General features: G+C 48.9%; 24 protein-coding genes and 1 pseudogene. 5 read left to right on the top strand and 20 right to left on the bottom strand.

Annotated elements, in window-relative coordinates; all coding sequences use genetic code 11:
• Nucleotides 1–100 precede the first annotated feature (100 nt).
• Nucleotides 101–2,356 (bottom strand): ATP-binding cassette domain-containing protein, encoded by a 2,256-nt coding sequence (locus tag KNO72_RS13775; RefSeq protein ID WP_131472579.1) that lies wholly within the window; start codon nt 2,354–2,356, stop codon nt 101–103.
• A gap of 286 nt (nt 2,357–2,642) precedes the next feature.
• On the opposite strand from KNO72_RS13775, the pseudogene KNO72_RS15955 reads away from it, so the two are divergent.
• A pseudogene (locus KNO72_RS15955) lies at nt 2,643–3,122 on the top strand (IS30 family transposase); the annotation flags it as partial.
• A 185-nt stretch (nt 3,123–3,307) separates the two neighbouring features.
• Here the strand turns inward: KNO72_RS15955 and KNO72_RS13770 are convergent.
• Nucleotides 3,308–4,427 (bottom strand): IS3 family transposase gene (locus KNO72_RS13770; protein WP_214758530.1). Its coding sequence is split into 2 segments (ribosomal slippage): nt 3,308–4,160 and nt 4,159–4,427, totalling 1,122 coding nucleotides; the frame shifts between segments, so codons are not numbered across the junction.
• A 120-nt stretch (nt 4,428–4,547) separates the two neighbouring features.
• Between KNO72_RS13770 and KNO72_RS13765 the strand changes: the two genes are divergently transcribed.
• Nucleotides 4,548–4,862 carry a peptidase M42 family protein gene (locus tag KNO72_RS13765; protein ID WP_353049154.1) on the top strand — a complete coding sequence of 105 codons (315 nt, stop codon included), beginning with the start codon at nt 4,548–4,550 and terminating at the stop codon, nt 4,860–4,862.
• A gap of 77 nt (nt 4,863–4,939) precedes the next feature.
• Here KNO72_RS13765 and KNO72_RS13760 read toward each other — a convergent pair whose 3' ends face one another.
• The 3 genes from KNO72_RS13760 to KNO72_RS13750 all read right to left on the bottom strand — a co-directional run bounded on the left by KNO72_RS13760 (nt 4,940) and on the right by KNO72_RS13750 (nt 6,724).
• Complete coding sequence (locus tag KNO72_RS13760) at nt 4,940–5,881, bottom strand: DNA/RNA non-specific endonuclease (RefSeq protein WP_114167509.1); 942 nt, start codon at nt 5,879–5,881, stop codon at nt 4,940–4,942.
• Between the two features lie 56 nt (nt 5,882–5,937).
• Nucleotides 5,938–6,318: a hypothetical protein gene (locus KNO72_RS13755; RefSeq protein WP_029596478.1), complete on the bottom strand. Its 381-nt coding sequence runs from the start codon at nt 6,316–6,318 to the stop codon at nt 5,938–5,940.
• Between the two features lie 124 nt (nt 6,319–6,442).
• Nucleotides 6,443–6,724 carry a hypothetical protein gene (locus KNO72_RS13750; protein ID WP_029596479.1) on the bottom strand — a complete coding sequence of 94 codons (282 nt, stop codon included), beginning with the start codon at nt 6,722–6,724 and terminating at the stop codon, nt 6,443–6,445.
• 143 nt (nt 6,725–6,867) lie between these two features.
• Between KNO72_RS13750 and KNO72_RS13745 the strand changes: the two genes are divergently transcribed.
• The 3 genes from KNO72_RS13745 (at nt 6,868) to mphN (ending at nt 9,360) form a co-directional block, all read left to right on the top strand.
• Entirely contained in the window at nt 6,868–7,710 is an 843-nt protein-coding gene (locus KNO72_RS13745) for a ComEC/Rec2 family competence protein (protein WP_131472583.1), read from the top strand.
• A complete protein-coding gene (locus KNO72_RS13740) occupies nt 7,707–7,931 on the top strand; it encodes a DUF3006 domain-containing protein (protein WP_024127775.1) in 225 nt (74 codons plus the stop codon). Before KNO72_RS13745 ends, KNO72_RS13740 begins: the two co-directional genes overlap by 4 nt.
• A gap of 538 nt (nt 7,932–8,469) precedes the next feature.
• Nucleotides 8,470–9,360 carry a macrolide 2'-phosphotransferase gene (gene mphN / locus KNO72_RS13735; RefSeq protein WP_214758528.1) on the top strand — a complete coding sequence of 297 codons (891 nt, stop codon included), beginning with the start codon at nt 8,470–8,472 and terminating at the stop codon, nt 9,358–9,360.
• Between the two features lie 68 nt (nt 9,361–9,428).
• Here mphN and KNO72_RS13730 read toward each other — a convergent pair whose 3' ends face one another.
• The 15 genes from KNO72_RS13730 to KNO72_RS13660 form a co-directional block, all read right to left on the bottom strand.
• A complete protein-coding gene (locus KNO72_RS13730; protein ID WP_214758526.1) occupies nt 9,429–10,865 on the bottom strand; it encodes an ImmA/IrrE family metallo-endopeptidase in 1,437 nt (478 codons plus the stop codon).
• A gap of 4 nt (nt 10,866–10,869) precedes the next feature.
• Nucleotides 10,870–11,157, bottom strand: a complete 288-nt coding sequence (locus KNO72_RS13725; RefSeq protein ID WP_214758524.1) for a hypothetical protein — start codon at nt 11,155–11,157, stop codon at nt 10,870–10,872.
• A gap of 5 nt (nt 11,158–11,162) precedes the next feature.
• A complete protein-coding gene (locus tag KNO72_RS13720) occupies nt 11,163–11,603 on the bottom strand; it encodes a hypothetical protein (RefSeq protein ID WP_214758522.1) in 441 nt (146 codons plus the stop codon).
• An 18-nt stretch (nt 11,604–11,621) separates the two neighbouring features.
• The gene (mobP2, locus tag KNO72_RS13715) at nt 11,622–12,776 is read right to left on the bottom strand and encodes a MobP2 family relaxase (protein ID WP_214758520.1); all 1,155 of its coding nucleotides are present in this window, start codon (nt 12,774–12,776) and stop codon (nt 11,622–11,624) included.
• Nucleotides 12,769–13,020, bottom strand: a complete 252-nt coding sequence (locus tag KNO72_RS13710) for a hypothetical protein (RefSeq protein WP_131469365.1) — start codon at nt 13,018–13,020, stop codon at nt 12,769–12,771. Before KNO72_RS13710 ends, mobP2 begins: the two co-directional genes overlap by 8 nt.
• A gap of 192 nt (nt 13,021–13,212) precedes the next feature.
• Nucleotides 13,213–14,052 carry a hypothetical protein gene (locus KNO72_RS13705; RefSeq protein ID WP_214758518.1) on the bottom strand — a complete coding sequence of 280 codons (840 nt, stop codon included), beginning with the start codon at nt 14,050–14,052 and terminating at the stop codon, nt 13,213–13,215.
• Nucleotides 14,053–14,631 carry a hypothetical protein gene (locus tag KNO72_RS13700; protein WP_214758516.1) on the bottom strand — a complete coding sequence of 193 codons (579 nt, stop codon included), beginning with the start codon at nt 14,629–14,631 and terminating at the stop codon, nt 14,053–14,055. It abuts the gene before it with no gap.
• A 30-nt stretch (nt 14,632–14,661) separates the two neighbouring features.
• Nucleotides 14,662–15,768: a lysozyme family protein gene (locus tag KNO72_RS13695; protein WP_214758514.1), complete on the bottom strand. Its 1,107-nt coding sequence runs from the start codon at nt 15,766–15,768 to the stop codon at nt 14,662–14,664.
• Nucleotides 15,768–17,720, bottom strand: a complete 1,953-nt coding sequence (locus KNO72_RS13690) for a VirB4 family type IV secretion system protein (RefSeq protein ID WP_214758512.1) — start codon at nt 17,718–17,720, stop codon at nt 15,768–15,770. Before KNO72_RS13690 ends, KNO72_RS13695 begins: the two co-directional genes overlap by 1 nt.
• Nucleotides 17,721–17,737: 17 nt before the next feature.
• On the bottom strand, nt 17,738–18,358 hold the full coding sequence (locus KNO72_RS13685; RefSeq protein WP_214758510.1) for a hypothetical protein: 621 nt from the start codon (nt 18,356–18,358) through the stop codon (nt 17,738–17,740).
• 1 nt (nt 18,359) lies between these two features.
• Entirely contained in the window at nt 18,360–18,659 is a 300-nt protein-coding gene (locus KNO72_RS13680; RefSeq protein ID WP_214758508.1) for a DUF5592 family protein, read from the bottom strand.
• A 6-nt stretch (nt 18,660–18,665) separates the two neighbouring features.
• Nucleotides 18,666–20,630, bottom strand: coding sequence for a pLS20_p028 family conjugation system transmembrane protein (locus KNO72_RS13675; RefSeq protein WP_214758506.1), 1,965 nt, complete (start codon nt 20,628–20,630; stop codon nt 18,666–18,668).
• 15 nt (nt 20,631–20,645) lie between these two features.
• Nucleotides 20,646–21,062 carry a hypothetical protein gene (locus tag KNO72_RS13670; protein WP_131472605.1) on the bottom strand — a complete coding sequence of 139 codons (417 nt, stop codon included), beginning with the start codon at nt 21,060–21,062 and terminating at the stop codon, nt 20,646–20,648.
• Between the two features lie 16 nt (nt 21,063–21,078).
• Nucleotides 21,079–21,321, bottom strand: a complete 243-nt coding sequence (locus tag KNO72_RS13665; RefSeq protein ID WP_012390470.1) for a hypothetical protein — start codon at nt 21,319–21,321, stop codon at nt 21,079–21,081.
• A 16-nt stretch (nt 21,322–21,337) separates the two neighbouring features.
• Nucleotides 21,338–23,707, bottom strand: a complete 2,370-nt coding sequence (locus KNO72_RS13660) for a VirD4-like conjugal transfer protein, CD1115 family (RefSeq protein WP_214758504.1) — start codon at nt 23,705–23,707, stop codon at nt 21,338–21,340.
• Between the last annotated feature and the right edge of the window lie 12 nt (nt 23,708–23,719).

Raw genomic sequence — 23,719 nt, 5'->3', positions numbered from 1 at the left:
ATGAAGTATCAGCTTAGTATATCTTCTTATTACATATACTTGCTTTTACTTTACCATCACTAAAAATATCTTACTTTTTTCACCACTAAATACACTCCTCTTATTTTTGAATGTAATTAGATAAATGTTTCCCAGTTACGCTATCTTGTATGCTAAGGACACCTTCTGGGTAACCACTGTATAATAATCTTCCTCCTTGTTGACCAGCAGCTGGTCCCATATCAATTAACCAGTCTGATTCTGTCATCATTGACAAGTTATGCTCGATTAGAACGACGGTATTACCTTCATCCACTAATTGATTAAATAATTCGATCAGCACATGGATATCCCTTTCATGTAACCCTGTTGTTGGTTCATCAAAAATAAAGATGTGGTCAGTCACTTGATTGATTAAATACTCACTGAGCTTTACACGTTGAATTTCTCCACCTGAAAGTGTGTCCAATGATTGTCCAAGTGTCATATAGCCTAGACCAGTGGCAGCGAGGGATTTTAATATCTCCAGAATTTTATGATGTGTATTGAAGTAATTTATTCCTTCTTCCACCGTTAATTGTAAGACATCTGCAATAGAGTAACCATCTACTTTAGCATCTAGAACTTCCTGTCTATAACGTGTTCCATGACATACTTCACAAACTTGTGAAAAATCAGGCATAAACGCAAGTTCTGTTTTAAGAATTCCTTTTCCTTTACAGTTTGGACAAGCACCTTCAGAATTATAGCTGAACATACTTTTCTTTAGCCCTGTCTCCTTACTGAAAAATGCTCGTAATTCATCAAATGTATTGGTATAAGTTAATATATTTGAACGATTTGAAACATTAATAGCTTTTTGATCGATGAATATAACATTTTTAATCTGTTTAAACCCAGTTTTTATGAGCGTACTCTTACCAGAACCAGCAACCCCTGTAATAACAGAAATAGCATTTTTAGGGAGATACACTTCAACATTTTTGACGTTATTTTTTGTAACTGGACCGATATGAATCATTTCTTGAGATGACCTTGGAACTTTTAGTTGATGTTTTTCTTTGAGTTCTTGTCCAGTCGCAGTGTGGGAGTCGAGAAGTTGATCGTATGTTCCTTCAAATGTAATTCTACCCCCATTTTTACCGGCACCTGGTCCTACGTCAACAATGTGATCTGCAATCTTAATAATATCAGGATCGTGTTCAACCACAATAACTGTATTTCCTTTATCCCGAATAGACATAATTATGCGATTGATATTTTCAATATCTTCAGGATGCAGTCCAACACTCGGTTCATCGATAATGTATACGAGATCGGTCAGTGGGCTACTTAAATGACGAATAAGCTTAATACGCTGAGATTCACCACCTGATAATGTAGGTGTTTCTCGACCAAGTGTCAAATAACCAAGTCCAATATCAACTAGAGATTGAAGTTGCTGTTTAAGCGGCTTTACAATATATGCAGCTGTTTTATCAGTAAGATAGTCTAAAAACAGGATATTTTCTACGATACTTTGATTTGTAAAATCAGCAATATCTGCACCGTTAATTTTGCAGCTTAAAATACGTTGATTTAAACGTTTTCCGTGACAGTTAGGACAAACCATTGTCGTTACAACACGCTCATATTCATCCGGCCACCTGCTTTTTTCATAGCCATCATTAATAATAAACAGTCGCCTGAATCGATAGACGACCCCTTCATATTTTGCAGTACGGGGCCATTCTTCAGGAGGATTGGTCAGTTTGGTCGGCTCTAAATAAAGTAATTGATGCATCTCTTCCTTCGAATACTCTTTCAGCTTCTTATCATTATCAAATAGACCCGAATGCGTATAGCTTTTACCACGCCAGTGATCTGGTCCGAATGTAGGAAAATTAATTCCATGTTCGTTTAAAGATTTGTCATAATCCAGCAATTCATCGATATCAATTTCCTCGACATATCCTAAGCCTTGGCATCTCTCACACATTCCTGCCGAATTATTGAATGAAAATTCATTTGAATATCCGACAAATGGTTGACCAATACGAGACCATAGTAGACGAACAGCAGAATAAATGTCGGAAATTGTACCTACTGTAGAGCGCGAGTTACCACCAAGTCTTTTCTGACCAATGACCATTGAAACAGGAAGATTTTGAATGGAATCTACATCAGGTTTCTCATAATGAGTTAATTGATTCTGTATATATGTAGAATAAGTTTCATTGAGTAGACGCTCAGATTCAGCTGCAATCGTACTAAATACTAATGAAGATTTTCCAGATCCTGATTTTCCTGTAAAAACGGTCAATTGATGCTTTGGAAGACTTAACGAAACATTTTTTAAATTATTTTGTCGTGCACCTTTGATGATGATATTTTTCATCCCAAACTTCCTCTCCATAATTAAATATATTTATATTTTTTACCTTTTTAACGAGAAATAAGTTTATAAGTATCAATTTTAAAGTTCCAAATTTTTAGCTGAATTTCCGATTATATTCTATTAAAAAATTTAGGGAAATTCTATAATCAAGTTAGCCACCTACGGTGTGCTTTAAAAAATTTAAATGTACGCAGATTGTAAAATTAAGCTAGACAACTAAAAAAGCCTTCTGTGCTAAACTTAATATGTATTTCCGACCAAAGAAAACATTAAGGAGTTAGCACAAATGGCCTATACACACCTTACCACGGATGAACTTGCGTCCATAGAATTATATTACCACCAGAAAATTTCGGTCAGTGAGATCTGCCGGAGAATTAAGCGTTAAAGAGAGATCGTCTATAATGTAATTAATGCACTCAAAGCAGGTATATCTGTACTGGAATTCTATCAGAACGATAAGAAAAGAAAATCTCTTTGCAGAAGACGTAGAATCGTCCTTCCTAAGCATCAGATCAGTTATATTCAAAAAAGGATAGCCGACGGCTGGACACCTGACACCATCATAGGCAGAAATGAAGAATCTATCAGCTGTTCTGTTAAAATTCTGTACAGAATGTTCAGAGAAGATATTCTTCCTGTTCACTCACTTCCGATGAAAGGGAAAAGAAAACCTAACAGTCATCATGAGAAAAGAGGTCGTCAGACTTTCAAACGTCACATTTCAGAAAGAACAGTTGAATTTCCTGACTTTGATAAAGCGTTCTAAAGTGGATCCCATTGTCAAAACACTAATTTTATAATAATAAGGTGAAAACAGTCATTCTTCTTGTCCTTGTCCCATCTTGCAGACCCAGCCTTTCCTATGCCAGGTTCTGTCAAGGGCGTATTTTCCCTTGACAGGTCCTGGGATGGGAAAGATAATTGCTCCGAGATGGCAAGGACAGTAACCTACTGAAAATAGATGGATGCCGGTGTCCTATAACCCAATAACTGGTGGGGACGTTCCCAGTTATAGAATTCCATGTAGTCACGGATGTTCTGTCTCGCTTCTCTTGGTGTCCCGTAGTCCTTCAGATAGACCTCTTCGTACTTGAGGCTCCGCCAGAAACGTTCGATCATGATGTTATCCAGTGCCCGACCCTTGCTGTCCATGCTGATTTGGACGGCAGGCTGTTCCTTCAGGAGGTGGATATATTTGGAACTGGTGAAGTGGCTACCCTGGTCACTGTTGAAGATGTCCGGCTGTCCGATCGTGAAAGCCCGCCGGACGGCATCCAGGACAAAACCTATTTCCAGTGTCTGGTCCAGTTCCCAGCTGATGATATACCGGGAGTGCCAATCGATGATGGCTGCCAAATACATCCAGCTATCCTGCAGGCGGATATACGTGATATCAATGCCCCAAGCCTGGTTGGGACGGGTAATGTTCACCCCTTTCAGTAGGTATGGATAAATGCGATGCTGCAGGTTGCGTTTACTCAGATTGGGGCCTGGATAGAGAGCCTGTATGCCCATCTCGCGCATGTGACGCTGGACCCTCTTGCGGTTGATATTCACCTCTTCATTTTTCAATACTTCGGCAATCCTGCGTGACCCGTAGAACGGATATTTGGTGTAGATCTCATCAATCCTATGCTTGATGGCAACCTCTTCAGGCGAAGGGGCAACCGGCCTGTAATAAAGGCTGGAACGATTGAGCCCAAGCAGATCGGCCTGTTGGGAAACAGGAAGTTTACTGTTTCCCCATTCCATCATCTCTACCCGTTCCTGTCTAATCGTGGTAGATGCCAGATTTTTTTTTGATCCACGACAGCTGCGTGGTTAACTTTCCGACTTCTGCATAGAGATTTTCCAGTTTCTCTTCATAGTCGGCTCTCATCTTCTCTTGGTCCTTGTTCTGTTTCTTGAACACTTGTGGCATCTCTGACAGGAAATGTGTTTTCCACTTATGCAGCTGGTTCACATGGATGCCATGTTCGGAAGCAATCTGGCTCATTGTTTTTTCTTCCTTCAAGATTTCCAACACAACTTGAGTTTTGAATTCGGGTGTATATCTTTTTCGTTTCATATACCTACCTTAACATCTCCTTTTTCGTGTCTGAAATCTTGGGTCCATTATAAAGAGACAGGGTTATGTGGTGCGCGTGGCATCAATCAAGAATTTATCCATGACGTGGATGCAACCATCGTGTTGGACCGTCGGGGCACACGCGACATTGTCACCGGATGTCGAGGCATGTTCGATTTTTGTGAAGCGTCTTATGGAGAACTGTTCGAAAGAGCGGGGCGATTGGTCGGAATGAACGACTGGAAGGCGACGCGCAACGGGGGATCAAGTGATGCAAAAGTATTTGCGGAATTCGGTATTCCGTCTGTGAATCTATCCATCGGTTACCGTGACGAGCATACAGACTTCGAGGAAGTTGACTATTGTGCAACATTTGAGACGGTGGTACTTGTCGAAACAGTCCTTAGTCATCGTCTGATTCAACAAAATAGCTGAAAAAATAGGAAGGCAGCACTTGAAAAAAATGCTGCCTTCCTATTTGCAATTTTCCTTGTATTAAAATGATTCTATTTTTATTCCCCTACCATTCCGTCATTATCGTTATCACGCATATAGGGGTAGAGCCAATGGTCGCTCATGATCGGCATCGTGAAACCGGCGTCTTTCGCTTCCTGGATCGTCACCTGACCGTTGCCATTCGTATCTACGCTCGAGACATCGCCTGTGGCCTCAGGTGCAGCTGCGGGTTCCGGTTCACCTTCTGTTAGGCCGAGTGCTGCATTCACTTCATCCGGGTTAACGTTGTCGAAGGAATCGGTGACGACATTTCCTTTGACCGTATAGGTGTATTGGTAGTGTGACGGAATATAAGTTTTCGTATCCGGATAGGTAATGATCGCCTCGAAGTCGGTCGCGCCGCCGGCCATACGGATGACGTCCTCCATATAGGCCTGGTCCCCGTAGCGGTTGAGCGTGCTATCTTGTGGTGTGATGTTGTAGGCGTTCGAGACGCCCCCGAGCGAGTCAGCGATGACGTGGCCTTCATCGAGATCACTGTTTTCGACGCCTGAGACCTTCGCCTCGTCATGATAGTAACGGCCATCCGAGGTCACATCCTCCGAATCATCATCCTGCAAGATGATCTGATCGGCGATGACACGAATCAATTGACCATGTTCGTTCGTGAACGCCCAATACTCGCGATCTCCATATCCGATATCGACGACGACGTTCGCCTCACGGTACCCGGACAAGTCCCCACCATCAACATTGATCAGTTTATAGCCGGAGAATTGATTGTTATCCGAATTTGTGACCGTTTCTTCGGCTGTTGCAGGTTCTTCTGCAGTCGTCTCCGTATTTGCGTCGTCTGTGCTCGTTTCGGTCGTCTCGACGACTTCTTCTGTTTGAGTAGCAGGCTCCTCTGCTTTCTCATTTGTAGAAGGGGTGTTTTCACTGGTACAACCGGCCATCAGCAGGATGGCCAAAGGCAAGGCTAAGTAGGTAAATTTCATTTTGTTCTCCTTATAGCATGTATATATGTAGATGAGTCAATACGATCTATGTTCAATTATATCCTCCGCATGTTTACGATGCGCCAATCCTTCACGTTTTGTTCGTCCATATGTTGAGTGACGCGTTCGATCATTCTAAATCGTTCGCGCTGACAAAAGTTGTAGGCTTCTTCCGGTAATGGCAGTTCGACCTCAATCGTGACTTTCACTTTTTTTCTTCGTTTGTTGAATCGATTCAGCAAATGATGTTCCAGCTTCGTGATGAACGCGTCGTCACCAATACCCTCTTCTGACTTCAGTACGCCGGTTATCTCAGGACTGATTCCATCAAGGTGGTGTTTGATTTCAAACGGTGTCGCATCTAAGTACTCGCAGAGGTGATCAAAGCGCAGTAACTCTGTACCGTGATATTGCTGAATCCATTCTTGAAGTCGCATGAGGAGAACCCCTTTTTAGTTCAAGTGTACCTCGTAGGGTTTTAACAAACAGTGACGAAGTCGTGTACAGCGTATGTAAGGTGCCGCACATGAGACTTGTTCGATTTCGTAATTCTGTCCTTCCTTAAAAACGGACTTTGTTCTGAGCCTCCATCTCTGCCAGCTTTGCCTTTTTCACATCAGGATCAGTGGTGAACCGATAGCTGCTTCCCTCATGGATCCAGGTCTCATCAAGGATAATGCCATTCATAATGTGGCGATACGGCATGGCGGTACATAACGTGTATCCCTTCAGATAGTGTGCAGCTTCCTGAATGGAGACACACTCCTTTACTTCTACCCCGTCTTTAAAAATCAGGACCGGTTTATACGTCTTGTTTATTGCGATTGGTTTTCGTAAATCCATTTCTCTCACTCCTCCTATCATCACACCTTACCTATTTATGTATGTGGTCAACCGCAGGAATTAGAAGCTATTTAACAAATAGCGGATTATAATAAAGGTGTGTTGGATAATTTTACAATAATTTTAAAGTGGAGTGATAGAAGATGAATAAATTGATCAAGATTGGGAGTGCCGTTCTATTTAGTGGAGCGCTATTGGTGTCACCATACGGGGAAGCATCAGCCGCTACGAGCATTAAAGTCCATTACATCGATGTCGGACAGGGAGACGCCATCTACATCAAGATGCCGAGCGGTGAGGACGTCATCATCGACGGGGGTAACAAAGGAAAGGGCGATGCCATCGTCGCCTACCTCAAAAAGCAAAAAGTTGACGATATCGAGGTATTGATCTCGACGCATCCGGATGCGGATCATATTGGTGGATTAGACGAAATCCTAGATGCCTATCGTGTCGAGAACGTCTACGCGCCGAAAGTGAAGCACACGACCCAGGCTTACAAAGATTTTCTGCAAGCCGTCAAACGGGAAGGGAAGACCATCAAAACGGCACAGGCCGGCGTGAAGCTACCGATCAAAGGCGTCAGTGCGAAGTTTGTGGGTCCGGTCAAATCCTACTCGAACAGTGACTTGAACAACTGGAGTGCAGTCCTTCATGTAACGTACAAGAAGAACACGTTCTTGTTCACGGGAGACGCGGAACACGTTTCTGAGAAGGACATGATGGCGAAGAAGCAGACGCTCCGTGCAGATGTCTTAAAGGTGGGACATCACGGTGCCAAGACGTCGACAAGCAGTACGTTCCTGAACACGGTCAAACCGAAGCATGCTATCATCAGTGTCGGGAAGAACAGCTACGGCCATCCGACTTCCGAAGTGGTGACGAACTTGAAGCGTCAAAAAACGAACACGCTTCGCACAGATAAGAATGGCACGATCATCATTACAGGGAACGGTTCAAGTTATGCCGTAAAGAAATCAAGATGAAGCGACGGAGAGGTATCATCGATCGATTTGAAGGGGACTTGGCTGTCGTCGAATTCGGAGAAGTGATGGAGGATATTCCAAAGTCACGACTTCCAGACACGGTTCAACCTGGTGACGTGCTTTGGTTTTATGAAGATGGGAAAGTTGAAGTGGACGCCAAGGAACGCAAACGATTATCGAGTGATATCGATGAGTTGATGGATGAGCTTTGGGAAGATTAAAAACGAGTATCAATTATTCATGATTGTATTTTTAAAACTTACAAATCAGTATTTTTTAATAAAGACAAATCGGCAAATAATTTTTATCTAAATATAAAGCTCGATTGACATTGAATAAAAACTGATATAAAGTCAACAGCATAATATTCACTAGGAGGATTGTTAAGAATGATGCACGCCGGGAGATTACGCCACCACACTTTGAACAATGGCTAATTGAATATGTTCAAAGGCTCTGTTTTCATAAAACAGAGTAAATGGGAGTAGTCTGCACATTTTTATCAATCTTTGACGAAGAAACCACACACTTACAAACATAGCAGATTTACAACTCTTTTTGTCGTGTCCTTTTATTTTTGATAATGGACGCTTCTTGGTTGTAGCTCATTTACTCTTGATCACAGACACCATTTTGTCTGTGATTTTTTTATGACTTCATTTAGTTAAGTCTAATTAGAAAAGATTGAAATGAAAAAGTATTAAAAATGCATACATTTCACTTGCTTATCGCACAACATAAAAATTGGAGGAACAAATCATGAACGAATTTAAACGGCTTGCAAAAAATAAAGGATTAGATGTGTTAGAGAATAGCATTGTGGTAAATGAATCGGGTGTTGATTTTCAAGTTGCTTATGCAAAAGATACGCTTGGTAGCAAGTGGATACTAAGAATTCCTCGAAGATTAGATTCGATGAGGAGCGCCTTGAAAGAAAAGAGGGCACTAGAAATTATGGAAGAACATGTGAGTTTTCAAGTTCCAAATTGGTCAATTTTTGATGATGAACTAATTGCGTATAAGCAATTAGATGGTGTTCCGGTTGCAACAATTGATGTAGAGCAACAAGATTACATCTGGAGTTTTGACAAAGAGAATACACCACAATCTTACTATCAGTCATTAGGTAAAGTGTTGGCAGAACTACACACATTACCACATCGACACTTCAAAGAAATCGGTATCAAAACTCTATATGCTAGAGATTTAAACAGTTCAATGAAGATACGGATGGAGAAGGTGAGACAGAAGTATCATGTGAATTCAGAGCTATGGGAGCGTTGGCAAGAATGGTTGGCGAATGATTCGCTATGGCCATCGCATGTAGGTGTAAGCCACGGGGATTTACACCCTGGCCACATACTAATAAATAAGAATTTTGAGGTCTCTGGTTTGATAGATTGGACAGAAATTAGTATTGCGGACACATCTGTGGATTTTCTATCACATCTATTACTGTTTGGTAAGGATGGTTTGACAAAGTTACTCGATGCTTACGACAATGCAGGCGGAAGAACATGGTCAAGAATGGATGAGCATATAATTGAGTTGTTAACAACCAGCGCAATAACTGTAGCTGAATTCGCAGAGATATCTGACCTACAAGATATGCGTGAAACAGCTGCTCATATGCTTACACAAAATGTATGAGGTAAAAGCAATGGCAGCGCTCTGAAATTGAAAAGGGTATGAATTTTTAAATCATCATACCCACGAAGTCACCAGAGTCTTTCGATGTTAAACAATGAAATTCTTGAAAGGGACTTTTGTTCTTCATCTAACAACACGTCATGCCAGTGATTTTCAAGCGATTTCAGGACCGGTCTCTCCAAACGATTGGTTTTTTCAAGATGGTGTAAAGGATGTACGGCACTTTCCGGGTCGAAGTGACCACTGACCAATGGTTGATTCGGTAATGCGATTGTATAAGCAACAAGCTGGTCTTCACTGAAGTCATGATTATTGGCAATACCGAATGACTGGAACCCGAACGCTTTATCATGAATATACATGAGCGGCTCATCGACGCGATCCACTTTCAGGTTCGTCTCGAGGGCCGCTTTTGCGTTCAGATAGGGCTCCACCTCCTCGGGAAACACACTTTGTACGGCATGAACCCGTTCATAAAGACTGAGGTCAGCCTCTTTCCATCCCATACGTCGCTCCAGCTGTTCAAGGTAATCGAGAGGGCTCCGTTCTTTCTCCTGCTCCAAGGTGTGAGCTTTCTCGAGATGAGACTCGATGTGATCGAGGAAAGCTGCGGATGTCTGGTGGACCTCCTGCAACAGCTTTTCCTTGTCGAGAAGTTCCTTGTCTTTCGTCCAACCAGCCAAGTAGGAGAGCGAAAAGTCGTCCGTCGGGAATCCAAGTTGATGCGAAACGACGTAGGCGACCATCTCGGCTTGGAACTCCTTCTCGGGTGCCGTGAGCGGTTGGTCCCGTTCGAGATTCCGCTCTTGGTTGTGCAGCTCCGAATGGGCGAGCTCGTGGATCAGGACAGTGATGTCCTCGATGGATGTGTTTCGCGGGTTCAAGGCAATCGCATGTAGCTCCGGGTAGTAACAACCCTTCGCCGTACCGATCTCGTCGAGCGGTTCCTCCAATAGCGTCACATTCCGGGCATCCGCGAGCGTCGTCAAGGCGTCACGGATGTCTTGTTCGTTCTCAATCCCGCCGTCACGGTGATACCGTTTGAAGATGTCCGAGACCTCAATCCCTTTCTCGCGCGCGTCGGTCTGCGTGTACTCGAACACGTGACCGATCTTGAAGTACATCATCTTGCGTGACGGGATTCGTCCTTGTTTTACGCCGTCTTTGATTGGCTTTGGTGCCTTGCTGAGCGGCACCCATTCATCTTTGTGCAGGGCATACGTCACTGGGTTCGGGACGAATACTTTGATGCCACGCTCACCTTTTTGGACCTGTGCGCCTTGCTTCTCCCAGAACGGAAAAGAGCCGACCGCGACCGCACCGGGGAACTGGGACTCGATCAAAACTGCGTTCCGCATCGAGTATTGATGGAACTTGCCGAGGAACTGGAGATGTTCCCGGATCTTCTCCGGACTCTCGAAGTAGCTGTCGATCTGTTTTCCCATCTGCTCGGTCAAGGCCTCGAGCTCGGCTTTCCGTTCTTCATTCGTCTTCATCTTGGCCATCGTGTCAGACTCCTTCCTTCAACAAATCGGTGATAGATTCTTCGGTATCTGTGAATTCGTTCAGTTCACGTTCGAGTTGTGTCGACGTTTCCGGGATGTCCAGTAACAGCCGTGTCCGATTGAAATTGATGGGAAGTAAGACGACCTCGTCTTGCGCGATAGTGGTCAAAAGTTGGTGCTCGGAAGCGGACACCGGGATGTGGTACCGCTTTCCATAGATGAAGACGGTGACGGTATCGGGTTGAAGCGTCAACAGTTGTCCCATCGTGAAGGGACGGTCAAGTGGTCGCATAGGATTCATCCTCTCTCAAAAGTTAGTGTGTCCTTCTTCTGTTTTTGGTGTTCGATGCGTTCCTGGACGATACGTTCCGCCGTCGCGAGGAACGTTGGCTTGAACTGATCCGTTGTCATGATGTCCTCAATACCCTCGGTCTGCATCAGCGCCTGAAGGAGCTCCGTCAGAATCTGACCGTGACGGTCGGAGCGGTTCGCGGCGAGTCGGATGCGCTCAAGCTCTGTCGACACCTGCTTGTTCATCATCTTCTCGATATGACGAGAGACCTGCGTGCTGATCGAGCGGGTGAGGAACTGCATGTCCCACTTCTCGTCGGCCAGTTGTTTATGTTCTTCTGCGATATGGTCGATGACCTGACCGAGGTGGCCGAAGCGTTTGTCGTCGGCGAACTCCTCCAAATACGCGACCGTCTCCGGCTTCAAACGAAGACGGATCTGTCTCAACTCTTCCATCGTCCTCCCTCACTTTCCATATTCGATGTCCCGTTCCAGCTGTTCGAAAGCACGTTGGTTCTTCAAATGTTCGAATTCGTCGTTCATATGCCGCTCGATCCGGTAGAGTGATTCGTTGAATAGCTTTTGTTGTTTGAACGCGCGTCGGATTGGATGTTTGGGGGCTTCATTGTTCTCACATGTCGCTTCTTCTTTTGACAAGTCTCGCATCTCAGAGAGGATGGCATTCCCCATCCGGGTGTAGAGGTCTTGTCGCTTTGTCATCCGGTACCGCTCGGCCTTCTCCGTGTCGCCGTAGCTACGGCGATGGAACGACACTTCCTGTTCGAGTCGCTCGTTGAAGGCTTGAAACTCTGATTTGAAGTGAATGTCGATATAGCGGTCGGTCAAACGGTCGAGTGATTCACGGAGTGGCTGCATCCCGTTCATGTTGTAGCGCCATTGACGTTTGTCTTCCGGCAAGCGTTCATAGATGTCCTTGAACTGACGGGCGAGGTCGGGATGAAAGACACGGTTCGGGAACGTTTGAATCTTCCGGTTCCGCTTATGGGCGACCAATTCGTCGCGGATGAACGCATTCAGTTTCTCCTGTTCTTTCGTCCGGTCGGCGAGGGAATGGATGACCTTCGACTTCATCAGCTCGATTGATTTCGGTTTGCGTTTGCCGCGCTCGCGTATATGGCTCGTCTCAACGATGGCGACATGCACGTGGATGTTGTCGGTGTTGTAATGCACGGCACCGGTCCAATAGGCGTGTACCATCTTCTCTTTTTGGAGCATCGCCTCGACCGCGTTCCGCGTCGCCTGGATCAACCGTTTCTCGTCGACGAGGTCGTCGTGGAGCACACCGGTCTCGCGCAGCCAGGCGTTGTCGAACGAGATGACGTCCTGCCAGAGGATGCTCCCGTTCTCTTGCGCATGCTTGAAGATGTCGCGGACGGCGCGACGCTTTTCGTCGTCCAATCGATCGTCCTCGCGTGTGAACAAACCGCTCGATTTCGTCTCGTCTTCCATATAGTCGTGATACGTCTCGAACTGTTCCCGACTGTCTTTCGCGTCCGGTCGATTGATGTAGTCTAGGTACGTCGTGTAGCGACGTGACTTCTTTTTCGTGCCCGGCACCTTGAACTTCGACTTGATGACGACACCCGGCGTCTCACGCATCCTGCATCACCTCACTCAACAAACGGGTCACCTGGGCGAGCTCGTCCGCACTCCGTTTCAAGTGGAGCGTGTTCGCCTCGAGCTGTCGTTCGAGTCGCTCGACCTGCGTCGATTGGATGCCGTTCGCGCACCAGGAGGCGAGCAATTCTTTCAAATATTGTTGCCGGGAACGGTTGTGTTCCTTCGCCCATTCATCGATCTGCTTCACGATGACGGGGTCGATGTCGCGGAGTAACAGATCCATTTGCCTGACCACCTTTCTAGAGGCTATATTTTGCCGACGTCCGAAAAGTTCGTTCAAAGAGCATAAGGGGAAACTGCTATCACTTGTCGTGATAGCCCAGGCAGAGCCTGGGATTTCCGTGATATCATCAAAACTCCAAAAACGGCACGAAATGTGCCAGTGAAACCAACGATTTGGCACGAAATGTGCCACTTAAATTGATAGTTCCCGGAGCCGAACACGCAACTTGTCGTGCTTTTCTTCGAGCGCTACGACCGACTGTTCGAGCTTTTCAAGTTCTAGTGTGAGCTCGTCACGCTTCCGGCCGAGGTCGAAAATCTCGTTCTCCTGTTCGACCTGTTCGTCGAGCGAGAGATAGGGAAGTTCGTCTTCGAGTTCCTCTTTGTCACGGTCGATTCGCTCGATTTGTTGCCGCTGCGCTTCGACTGATTGTTGCGCTTTTTCTAATTGTTGCTCTGTCTCCGTGAGCTCGTCCTCGACGAACAACCTCGTGAAAGTTGTCTCGTTAGATGAATTGTGACTCGCCTGTTCGATGGTCCGACGGTCGGCATAGAGGGACGTCAGGAGACCTTCTTCTCGTTTATCGGGTGTGAGTGTGTCAATTGATTGTGAGTCATCGAATCCGTAAATCCGGACAGCGAGCTGGTCAAAATCGTTCGGCACATCTTTCAATTCGAGCACATATTGGTCGTTCCGTTCGTAGAGCAACACAACTTCCTTCTCAGAATCCGGTCGTGCCTTATAGACGTAGCAGAAGAGATGATCGTTCGTGTTACCTGGTGTCTCATCAAGTGAAAGGCGGACGCGCATCGTCCGTTTATCCATGTCATAACTCCAAGAATGGAGCGTCACGGTCTCCCCGTTCGAGAGCCGAATCGCCTCGTTGATTGGCGTCTCATTGATCGGCGCTTCCTCGGCGAAGAAGAACGACGAGGTACCGAAGAAGAGGAAGCCGATGACAAAGAATACACCGAGTACGAGGTAGAACCGGGAGACGTTCTGGGTGAGACGCCGTCGTGTTTGTCGTCGCATCTAGATTCCTCCTTCAGGTGTCAGGTCTTCCATTTCGGTGACGACCAAACGTCCTTCGATGGACTCGAACGTCAGGGCCAACAGTTCTTGCGTCGTCTCTTCATAACCCGTCTCGGTGATCAACAGGTGCTGTTCGAACCGTACGAGGCATTCTTCTCCGGAGACAGAAGGGAACACCTTGATGTCGCGGACGGTCGTCTCGAACGTGCCGACATCGCTTCCGTCAGCGGCGAAGAGTGTGGTTGCGAGTTCCTCCGACATGACGTCCTTCGCCTGTCGTTTCTGGGTCGTGTAACTGTCTTTGGTGATGATGAAGGCGTACTCGACGAAGCGCGTCGCGCGTGTCGTCAGCTCCTCCATTCGTTCCGTCTCTGTCGAAGCGACGACTTGTTCGGTGTCCGCTGACGATTCCCCTGAGGTTGTCGATTCAGGGGGAGTGACAATCTCATTTTCTGTCTGACTCGCCGCTGAAGTACTCGTGACAGCTGTCACTTGTTGATAGAAAAAAATGTTCGCCGCGGTTGAAATCAGTAGCAGTACCCCGAACAGATACGCGAGGTGACGTGCGGTGAAGTTCATCCTTTCTCCTCCTTTCCATACATCCATGACTCAAAATCCGAAGACCGGGGCGGGGTCGATATGACCGGACCATTCACTCGTCTTGATCTCGAAATGCAGATGGTTCCCGCTCGATCGGCCTGTCGTGCCGCAGTACCCGAGCGCCTGCCCAGCGTCGATCTGTTGCCCGGTCTGGACGCCGTGACGACTCAGGTGCGCGTACGCCGTGATGTAGTTGTCATGCCGGACCTGGACGAGATTGCCGTACGGTCCACGATTCCCGCTATAGATGACGGTGCCACTCTTGACCGCGTGGATCGTGTCGGATGGGGTGCAACTGAAGTCGATACCGGTGTGGTTGTCCCGTTGTCCGAAGACGACGCGCCACCCGAAACGCGATGTCACGTTGAGCGGGATGGCGAGCGGGGAATGTAACCCCGACAACAGTTCTTTCGTGATGACCCCGTCGGCGACGGCGACCGGCGCAAGATATTTCAACACCGCATCGACATACTCGATGTCCCCGTAACAGGCACCGTGCTGGACCGCGCTCGGGCGATGACAACGATAGATACCGGTGTGTTTCACGCGTTGGTACATCATCTGCGAGAACGAGATGGCGAGTTCTTTCGAGTAGCGCCCACCGTTCTCCTGGACATAGTTAATAAAGCCGCCTCCGAAGTTGTAACTCTGTAGCGTGAGCTGCACGTCACGGTTCGCCCGTTCGAAGACGGAGGTAAAATGTTCGACGCCGTAGACGATGCTCTCCTCGGGGGAGGTGATGCATCCGATGCGTCCACATTTCGATTCGCTCGCTTGCATCGGGTCGTTCCCGCGTCCGCCGCTCTCCTGCATCATGAGCGCGAGTACGAGGTTCGTCTGTTCGGCCAGTCCGTGCTTCGACAGTTCCGATTCGACCAAGCCCCGATATTGGAGCACCTGGTCGCTTACCTGTAGACCTCCTGCGGTATTGAACGTGACGTCGGTCGGTTGTTCGTTCTGGACACCTGTGAGCGTGTCGAGGATGCCGACAACGAGGATGACCAGGAACAAGACGAGTGCCGCGATGCTGAGCAGGATGAGTCGCCACTTGAGCGTTGCGAGCTGCCATTTCGCTGTGACGGCGAAGCGGGCCGTCCGTTTCGCGGCCGCCCACATCAGGCACCTCCACCGAACAAGACGAGTTCTTCGGGTGCGACATCGACGTCAAAGATGAGGTTCTGTACGCCGGATATGCTAAGGACGACGCGTCCCGTCTCGAGCGAGGGGATGATGCGCATCTCGGAATTCGAGAGTTGGCCATCAAACACCGTCTGGATGATTGGGATGCTCTCCGCGTCCTGTTCGCCGATGATCTTGTATTGCGTCAATTGGAAGAGCGACTTGACGTTCTCGGCGTTCTCGGACTTCGATCCGGCCGGCACGAAGTCGGTGATCAAGTGCGACACGAAGAAGATACCGCCGAAATACTTGCGCGCCTCGCGCATGCAGCGTTGCAGATACAGGATGGCCGGTTGCGCGATGTCGCGCGTGTTGATCAAGTGGTGCGCCTCGTCGATGACGATGAGGTACTTGCATGCCTCCTCGGTCCGGAGCACGCCCTGGTTATAGGCCTTCAGTTGACTCGAGCCGTTGGCGATCATCCCGTCCCACAGCATGTTCATCAAGGAGAACACCTGCGCCTGGAACACCTCGTCGCGTAGGCTCGTCAGGTTCCGGAGCGGGAACGAGACGATGAGCTCCTCGTCGAACCGGTCAATCGAGGAATGGCCGTCGAAGATGTTGTCATAGTTGTGGACGAGGTTCGTGACGGCGAGCTCGATATTCTCGAGACGCCGCACCCGGTTCGGACTGATCGCTTCTTTGATCGAGGTGCGTGTGTCGTCCGTGTAGAGCTCACGACGCACGAGGTTCAAGAAGTCGGAGAACGTCGGGTACCGGTTCGCCGGATGCGTCGTGATCGGCAGTTCACCCTGTTCATCCCAGAGCCCGTGCCGAACGTACAAGTCCCGGAGCAGGATCTCGAACTCGTTCGTCTCTTCTTGCGTCGCCGCCGGGTTGATGTAGTGATAGAACACGGCCATCTTCGACAGGTGCTGCATGAACGAGAGTGCCTCGTTGGCGCTGCCGTCGTTGTTCGTCACGGTCTTATAGACATGGAGCGGATTGATGAGACCGGCCGACCCGTCAAGCGCGATCTCTTTCCCGCCGAGCTGATGCACGAGGTCCGAGAATTCGCCCGTGACGTCGAGGATGCGGATCTTGTTGCCCTTGATTGCCTGGTCGAGCACGGTCTTCTTGAGGAGTGTCGACTTGCCGGACCCCATCTTGCCGATCATGAGCGCGTTATAGAACTTGCGCTGTTTGTCCTTATGGAACAGGTCAAAGATGACGCTGCCGTTCGTGTCGGTCGTCCCGTAATACGTGCCGGTCGCGTCCTGGAGCGACGTGAAGTGGAACGGGTAGCCGCCGGCGATAGAGAGGGAAGGAATCTCTTTCCCGCGGCGCCGGTTCGGGAGCTTTTGTTGTTGATCATAGCTCGTGAACAGGCTCTGCCATTCCCATTCCTGTTCGTTCAGGAAAATTGTCGAACGGAAGTTTCGGGCTTCGAGCTCTTCCATCACTTCCTGCACCTTCACCTCGAGCGTGTCGAGCGTCTTCGCCTTTACATAGAGGCGTAGGTGCAGATATTTCATCGTCTCGCCCTGGGTGATCTGTTCGTAGAGCTCGTTCAGCTCCTTATACGTCTCCCGGGCGTCGATGCGGTCGATGTTGTCCTTCGCGTTCTCGAAGCGTGTATTTTGTTCGGCCATCGACTTGTTGATGGTCTGGATGATCTCACGCTTGTCGGCCGTCCCGATGTCGAGCGTCGTCAAAACGCCCGGCATGTTCAAAATCGGTTCGAGCCAGTAGTCATAGACAAGCGACTGATATTTATAGACATGGAGACACGACAGGTAGCCGTCACCGAGCCGGACGAAGTTGGCGTCGAACTTAATGCCGCCCTGCGGCTGAATCTTGGCGATGACGTCGGGATTGTAGCCTTTCTCGATCTTGACGGTCTCTGGGTCCTGTTGTTTGGATAACTTGTCACGCAGGCGTTGCCACATATACGTCACTCCCTTCTTCAGGCGTCGAGTTGTGGTTTCGTGTTCGGGTTGTTCAGTTGATAGAGCACATGCACCTTCTGGTCGAGCGTCAGCTCTCGCATCGGGTTAGAGCGGCGGAGCAGTTTATAGAGATGCGTCTTCCTCTCGCGTAGCGTCCGCTCGTCATCGGCATAAAAAAAGAGGAGATAATCGCGATTGGTGCGATGCTCCTCGAGGTATTCGAGCTCCTGCTTTTTTTTGAGTAAAAAGGGTAGATAGGCGGGTGTTTGATTTTGTCGAATCTGTCGTTCGATGCTGATTTTCTGCCGTTCGAGACTGAGCGGTGTGTTCAGCGGCACGACCTTGAGCGGGTGCGTGTACGCCTGCAGAAGATAGGCGAGCGAGAACACATCATGGTCTTTTTCCTCTTCATTTAAAGAATAGATGTCCTTTGAGGTGAGCTGGACCATGTCGAGATAGGTCCCGTCGCGCATCTCGAACGCCTCGGTCCCGGTGATGTCGACGACCGGCATCAGTTCGGCGACCGTCGATTTGACGACGACCTTGTCTTTGACCTTCCGTTTCTCGACCACGTCCTGTTCGTCGAGCCAGGTGCCTGTGCGTCGCGGTTCTCGTAACGTGTCTTCAATAAAGGTCATCTCAATCACGTCCTTTCGTCTGCGCGTCGAGCGCGATATAGGTGTCTTTCCGTTTGATGAGCGCGTAATAGAACGCGTGGACCATCCGCTTCTGTGGGTTCGTCGCCGGCCGCAGTACCATGAACAGCCCGAAGACGACAAGGAAGACCGTGAACGGTATGTGCAGCATAGACGGGATGAACGGGAGCGTTACGAGCCGGAGCACGATGAGCCCGACGAGGAACAGGAAGTCGTGCAGATAGAGCATCTTATTGATTTTCAGTTCGGTCGTGACCTCGTTCGGGATCCGGTAGTTGCGCATGGGTCGTCACTCCTTCTTCTTAGTTTGGTCAGGTCGCGGTGGCGTGGTCGGATAGATCCGTCGTGAATCTTCCTGTTGCTGGCTATGACGGTGCGTATGATTCTCACGTACCTGTTCGATGACCTCGGTCTCGACATCGAGCACGGTGTCTTGATGGATGGTCCGTCGGGCGCGTCCTTGGCGTTTCTCCGTTGATACATCACTCGAATCCATCGTAGATGAAGAAGACGAGGATGAGCCGCCTGAAGGTGGTGCCTCATGAGGTATCGCTGACGTTGCGTCGTTTTGGGCTACCGATTCGTTTTGATGATTGGCTGGTCCGGGCACGGCAGTAATAGATTCGGTGACCGGTTCGATAGTCGATGAAGTAGGGCCTGGAGAATGACCAGAACTTGAATGATCGTGAATCGATTCCGGTCTTTGCGTCTCAGAAGACGTTGTTTGATGGTCGGGTCCACGCTCGGTATTCGATTTCGGGTTCGTCGCATGAATCGATTCGGGAGACGAAGTACGCTCCGACGCTTCCTTCACGTGTGGAGAGTCTTGCGCTTCCGGTTCTGATTCTTGACCACTGATTGGTTGCGCAACGTCCTTCGGATTTGTCGGTTTCTCTTTGTCGGTCTGCGTGCGACTTGCGGTTTGGTTCTCCTGAGCGACATTATCTGGATCGATCTGCCTCTCGGCGTCCGTCCGCTGCGAAGCTTGGACCGCCACACTAAGCGGTGAAACGTTCTTGGGCACGGCGGTTGGATCTATCCGGGTCGTCGCGGCCTCATGGAGTGAGGGCATCTTTGGTGCGCCTTGTGTGGAACGCGCTACTTTTGAGACGGCGTGGGCACCTGCCGAGGTCACACCTTTCCCGGCGGCATAGGCGCCGAGCGCGACACCCCAGCCCCGTTTGAGCCCGGCATCAATCCCGAACAGCCGCTCGACCATGTTCGGTCCGTCGATCAATGCGACCGAGAAGGCGATGAGGGCGATCAGATAGGCGAAACCGTCCAACGTCTCTGCGAGATAGGCGGTCCCGATCGTGTACAGTTTGATCGAAACGAAGATCAGGATAATCACGAGGAACGTGTTCAAAATGCTCTGAATGACCTTCTTCGTCTTTTGGCCACTGTGTAGGTCGGCCGGGGCGACGAGGATCGCCAAGACATAGTTGAAGGCGAGCTCGAACGACAGGCGCGCCAGTTTGTAGGCAATCGAGAATAGTGTGAAGCCCATGATCCCGAGCGTCACGAAGATGGTCAACCAGTTCGGCTGATAGCGGTAGTAATACTGGTTGTTCCATTCGACGCCACTTTGATCGAGTTTACCGAGACTTGTCTCTTTTCCGTTCCATAGAATATAGGACTCGGCCAATTTGTTTCCGGTTGCCGATAAGTCATAGTTGTTCTTGTCGAAAATCTCATTAATTCGGATATTATCAATCAACTCAGTCGGAATGGCATTTAATGATTCTCCTGTAGTAGCATCGAAATTCTTCGAATCGTGCTCAATCAAATCATGTACATTCCGCTTTAAGATACTCTCAGATAATGAGGCTTCCCCGTCATAAAGCGAATCTGCCCCAATCTCTGCGATTGCTCCATCAGAGAACTCCTGAATTCGGCTCATAGTTGGTGAAAGTAAACCTAAGATTAATAGTGTGATGAACAGGTTGATCAAAAAACTCTCACGTTCAAATTTCTTTTGAAAAATCAACAAGTACCCAGTGAACAAGAAGCTTCCTGCTAAAAGAACATACAAAAAAGGTTGAATCGTAAGAACGAATTCAACCACTTGGTCATTATTGAAAAATGTATTGGTTAATAGGATTTGATCCGTGATTGATTCAAGGCCGTCAATCAAGACTGATAGTCCTCTGACAAGAATCCATCCCATTGAGCGTAGTGCGTCATTGACCATACTACTGATTTGGAGTACGTCTTCGTATTCCTGTAATTTGGTGATTAAATCGGAATCAGCCATTGAAAGACCCCCAATCTACTGAGTCCTAGTAAAGAAGTCCGCTAACTGTTGTTCGTAATTGTCCGCCGTCAACATTCCAACATTGATTTCATCTGTGACGTTTCCATCTTGAATCGAGTATAGAACGGCACCTTTTAGTTCGTCAGTGTATTCAAAGTTACCACGATCGACAAGTTCCTCGCCATCTGGCTGAAACGTATTATAGAGCGTGACTTGTTGATTCTCTTCGTTCGCTACCTCTTTTACGAATTCAACAAATTCTTCGAATTCACCATCTTCTTCTTTTACAATCAGCAAATAGTCATCCTCTTCGGCTGTCATGACCTTCTCAACGTGTTCAATATCACGTTGAACCAAAGACTCATTGGAATTTGAGCAAGCTCCAAGTAAAAACAAGCTGATTCCTAAAGTGCCCGCAAGTAGTTTCCTCATAACGTTTACCCCTCCGTCAGACGATTTTCCCCTTTAGTAGATCCGCGACCTTCAGGTTGACCCGGAAGTCGAACTTATCTATTAGTGTAACAGTTTTTGGGGTGTCTGAGGTGTCGTCCTGATAGACGGTCAGAAAGCCGTCGGTCGTCTGGATGTTGAGCACGTCGCCCCGTTCGAGGCGGACGCGTTGCGTCTCGATGATTCTCGCGACGACACGCAATTCGTTCTGGATTCGCTTCTCTCTCGCACTCTCGGCCATGAATTCGGCCTCCTCTCTACGGTGTGCCTTGCTTCAGTTTCTCGAGTCGCTTCGCAATCATCGTACTCAAAAAGCTCTTTTGGCTGTCGGTGACGTCGTAGACTCCTAGGTTCAAGTTCGTCTCGAACTCGGGGAGGGACATCTCGCCGATGTCATGTCCTTCGAACATCGAGCGCAGGATGCTGTCCTGCAGCACATCTCGTACCGTCAAGGACTTAGACTTATCTTCCTGATTCGATGGTGTATTGATTTCCGTCTCGTCTTCTTTCTTTGCGAAGCGGATACGAATCTGTTCGAAGTCGAGACCGGCGTGACGGCAGGGGATGTCGATGTCATGCAGGGAACGATCCGTGTCGAAGTCGTCCGCTAGGTATTCGTAGCGGTACTTCATTGCCGTCCTGCCGGTCAGGAAGATTGGATACGACTGGATACGGCGTTTCTTCGTGTCCTGACGCTTGATGACACGGATGATGAGCATCTCGCCCTCTTTGAGTCCCATGACCTCGGTCGCTGTCATGAGCCGACGGCCGTCCAAGTTCTCCGTCTTCGATTTCTTGAGCGAGAACGTCTGCCCGGACCGCGATTTCGTGACGATGGTCGCCTCACCGAGCTTCTTCGATATCAGTTCGGCGGTCGACTCGTCCGCGGTCAACAGATAGTGTGTGTTCCCACAGTTGCCGTCAATCGTCTTCCAATCCTCTCCGTATAGGTTCTCGAGTTGGGAGTAGGCCTGGATGACGAGGTTGAAGCGCATGTTCCGGCCGAGACAGACTGTTATGATGTTGGCCATGCCTTCGATCGGCGGCATGTTGCCGAACTCATCGAGTAAGAAGACTACTTGGCGCTCGCATTTGCCTTGTTTCGTCTGCGAGGCGACCCGGGCGAGCGCCGTGTATACCTGTTTGATGTAGAGCGACGCGATGACGTTGAATGTCGGGTCATAGTCTGGGACGATGAGAAACACCGCCACGGGACGCATATGGTACATCACTTCACGGATCTGTATCGTCCCGTCGATTGCGTAACGGAAACGTCCACTCTCCTCATCATGCGCTTCCAGCTGGATCGTCGCAGTGCTTGAGTCAGTCGAGATTTGAACGGCGTCTCCGGTTCTAAGTGATGACGCGTGGTACACGATGAAGCTGCCATCGTCGTCTGTCGTGAGCGCATGGGTCGTCCCATCGGGGAACCTAAACGTGAGTCGTGTCAAAGGTTCAGTCCGTCCACTGATCCAACGGTTGAATCCGATGCGTCGCATGTCGAGCGAGTTCATCGACGTCAGCTTCCCGGTCCCGTTCAATGTGAAGATCCCGAGCTTCGCATTCGTATTGGCCAGGATACTGGCCCGTGTCTGACCCCCAGAAAAGTGGAGCGTCGCGAACTGGAGCCGCGCCGGGTGGTTCTCCGGGAACTGCTGAAAGAACTCGTCGAGTGCGGAGATCTCCTGCCCTTGTCGCGTCACGACCGTCCGTGACCCTAAGTCCGAGAGCATGAGGGCGACGTTGTACATGTTGATCTTCTCCGGCGTGTCCTTCGCCTCTTCACAGAGACCGAGGATGAGCGCCGTGCACAGGTCGATCGACGAGTTGGCCCAGAACGGGTCCCGTGCCTTCGGATCATGGTACAACATGAACGCGACCGAGCGCGCATACTGTTGGGCGAGCGAGTAGTTTTCCTCAAGGAACGCATCGATTGTCAGTTGCAACAGGTTGTACGACATCGATTGGAGCGGGTTCATCAGGTTCAACACCTCGACCTGATAGCCGCGTTGTTCGAGCGTCTCCTTCGAGGCGGCGAAGAGCTCGCCTTTCGGGTCGTTGATGATCAGGCTCGCTTGGTCACTTGCCCGGCTGTACAGATCAATCGTCGAGAAGACGAACGTCTCGCCCTTCCCGGATCGGGTTGTGCCAATGATCAGGTTGTTGACGGGGGAGTCATCGATGAACAGCTCGTTCTTGACCCGTCCGACGGGGACACCGCCCAATCCGTCATAGCGCTTCTTCCGGTCCGGAACACGACGGTACTGTTGCTTCAATTCATCGAATGAGGTGAAGCGGGCGCTTCCTTTCTGATTCTTTCGCAGATCCCGGAAGTTCAGCCATACCTTGCCGAACACGACAAGACCGATGAACAGACTGAACGCGATCAGTCCGAGCAAGACGGTCGAAGAGGGAAGACTCACCTCCAAGAACAGGGAGGGTGAGAGAGTCGGAATCGTCACTCCGACCAAAAGCCCTTCTTTTAGAATTGGGGTCATGATTTGTCGAATGATGTTGTAGACCCCGTTCAGCAGATAAAAAATCCCGACCGGCAGCACTATTAGGCAGAACAGGGCGGGGAAAACCAGACGTATCGGGAATCGTGGTGACAGAGACTGAGTTCTCAATTATTTCACCTA

The organism is Exiguobacterium sp. s123 (genome assembly GCF_018617075.1).
In the GTDB taxonomy this organism is placed as follows: Bacteria; Bacillota; Bacilli; order Exiguobacteriales; family Exiguobacteriaceae; genus Exiguobacterium; species Exiguobacterium profundum.
The sequence above is the reverse complement of the archived record's forward strand: the minus strand, read 5'-3'. Positions and strand labels throughout refer to the sequence as shown.

Excerpts from the sequence above, each read along its gene's own strand:
- mobP2 (WP_214758520.1), bottom strand. The coding sequence starts at position 12,776 with ATGCGTGAGACGCCGGGTGTCGTCATCAAGTCGAAGTTCAAGGTGCCG.
- KNO72_RS13670 (WP_131472605.1), bottom strand. The coding sequence starts at position 21,062 with ATGAGGAAACTACTTGCGGGCACTTTAGGAATCAGCTTGTTTTTACTT.
- KNO72_RS13700 (WP_214758516.1), bottom strand. The coding sequence starts at position 14,631 with ATGAACTTCACCGCACGTCACCTCGCGTATCTGTTCGGGGTACTGCTA.
- KNO72_RS13680 (WP_214758508.1), bottom strand. The coding sequence starts at position 18,659 with ATGCGCAACTACCGGATCCCGAACGAGGTCACGACCGAACTGAAAATC.
- KNO72_RS13750 (WP_029596479.1), bottom strand. The coding sequence starts at position 6,724 with ATGGATTTACGAAAACCAATCGCAATAAACAAGACGTATAAACCGGTC.
- KNO72_RS13755 (WP_029596478.1), bottom strand. The coding sequence starts at position 6,318 with ATGCGACTTCAAGAATGGATTCAGCAATATCACGGTACAGAGTTACTG.
- mphN (WP_214758528.1), top strand. The coding sequence starts at position 8,470 with ATGAACGAATTTAAACGGCTTGCAAAAAATAAAGGATTAGATGTGTTA.
- KNO72_RS13675 (WP_214758506.1), bottom strand. The coding sequence starts at position 20,630 with ATGGCTGATTCCGATTTAATCACCAAATTACAGGAATACGAAGACGTA.
- KNO72_RS13690 (WP_214758512.1), bottom strand. The coding sequence starts at position 17,720 with ATGTGGCAACGCCTGCGTGACAAGTTATCCAAACAACAGGACCCAGAG.
- KNO72_RS13710 (WP_131469365.1), bottom strand. The coding sequence starts at position 13,020 with ATGGATCTGTTACTCCGCGACATCGACCCCGTCATCGTGAAGCAGATC.
- KNO72_RS13760 (WP_114167509.1), bottom strand. The coding sequence starts at position 5,881 with ATGAAATTTACCTACTTAGCCTTGCCTTTGGCCATCCTGCTGATGGCC.
- KNO72_RS13705 (WP_214758518.1), bottom strand. The coding sequence starts at position 14,052 with ATGCGACGACAAACACGACGGCGTCTCACCCAGAACGTCTCCCGGTTC.
- KNO72_RS13740 (WP_024127775.1), top strand. The coding sequence starts at position 7,707 with ATGAAGCGACGGAGAGGTATCATCGATCGATTTGAAGGGGACTTGGCT.
- KNO72_RS13725 (WP_214758524.1), bottom strand. The coding sequence starts at position 11,157 with ATGCGACCACTTGACCGTCCCTTCACGATGGGACAACTGTTGACGCTT.
- KNO72_RS13695 (WP_214758514.1), bottom strand. The coding sequence starts at position 15,768 with ATGTGGGCGGCCGCGAAACGGACGGCCCGCTTCGCCGTCACAGCGAAA.
- KNO72_RS13665 (WP_012390470.1), bottom strand. The coding sequence starts at position 21,321 with ATGGCCGAGAGTGCGAGAGAGAAGCGAATCCAGAACGAATTGCGTGTC.
- KNO72_RS13775 (WP_131472579.1), bottom strand. The coding sequence starts at position 2,356 with ATGAAAAATATCATCATCAAAGGTGCACGACAAAATAATTTAAAAAAT.
- KNO72_RS13685 (WP_214758510.1), bottom strand. The coding sequence starts at position 18,358 with ATGACCTTTATTGAAGACACGTTACGAGAACCGCGACGCACAGGCACC.
- KNO72_RS13730 (WP_214758526.1), bottom strand. The coding sequence starts at position 10,865 with ATGGCCAAGATGAAGACGAATGAAGAACGGAAAGCCGAGCTCGAGGCC.
- KNO72_RS13745 (WP_131472583.1), top strand. The coding sequence starts at position 6,868 with ATGAATAAATTGATCAAGATTGGGAGTGCCGTTCTATTTAGTGGAGCG.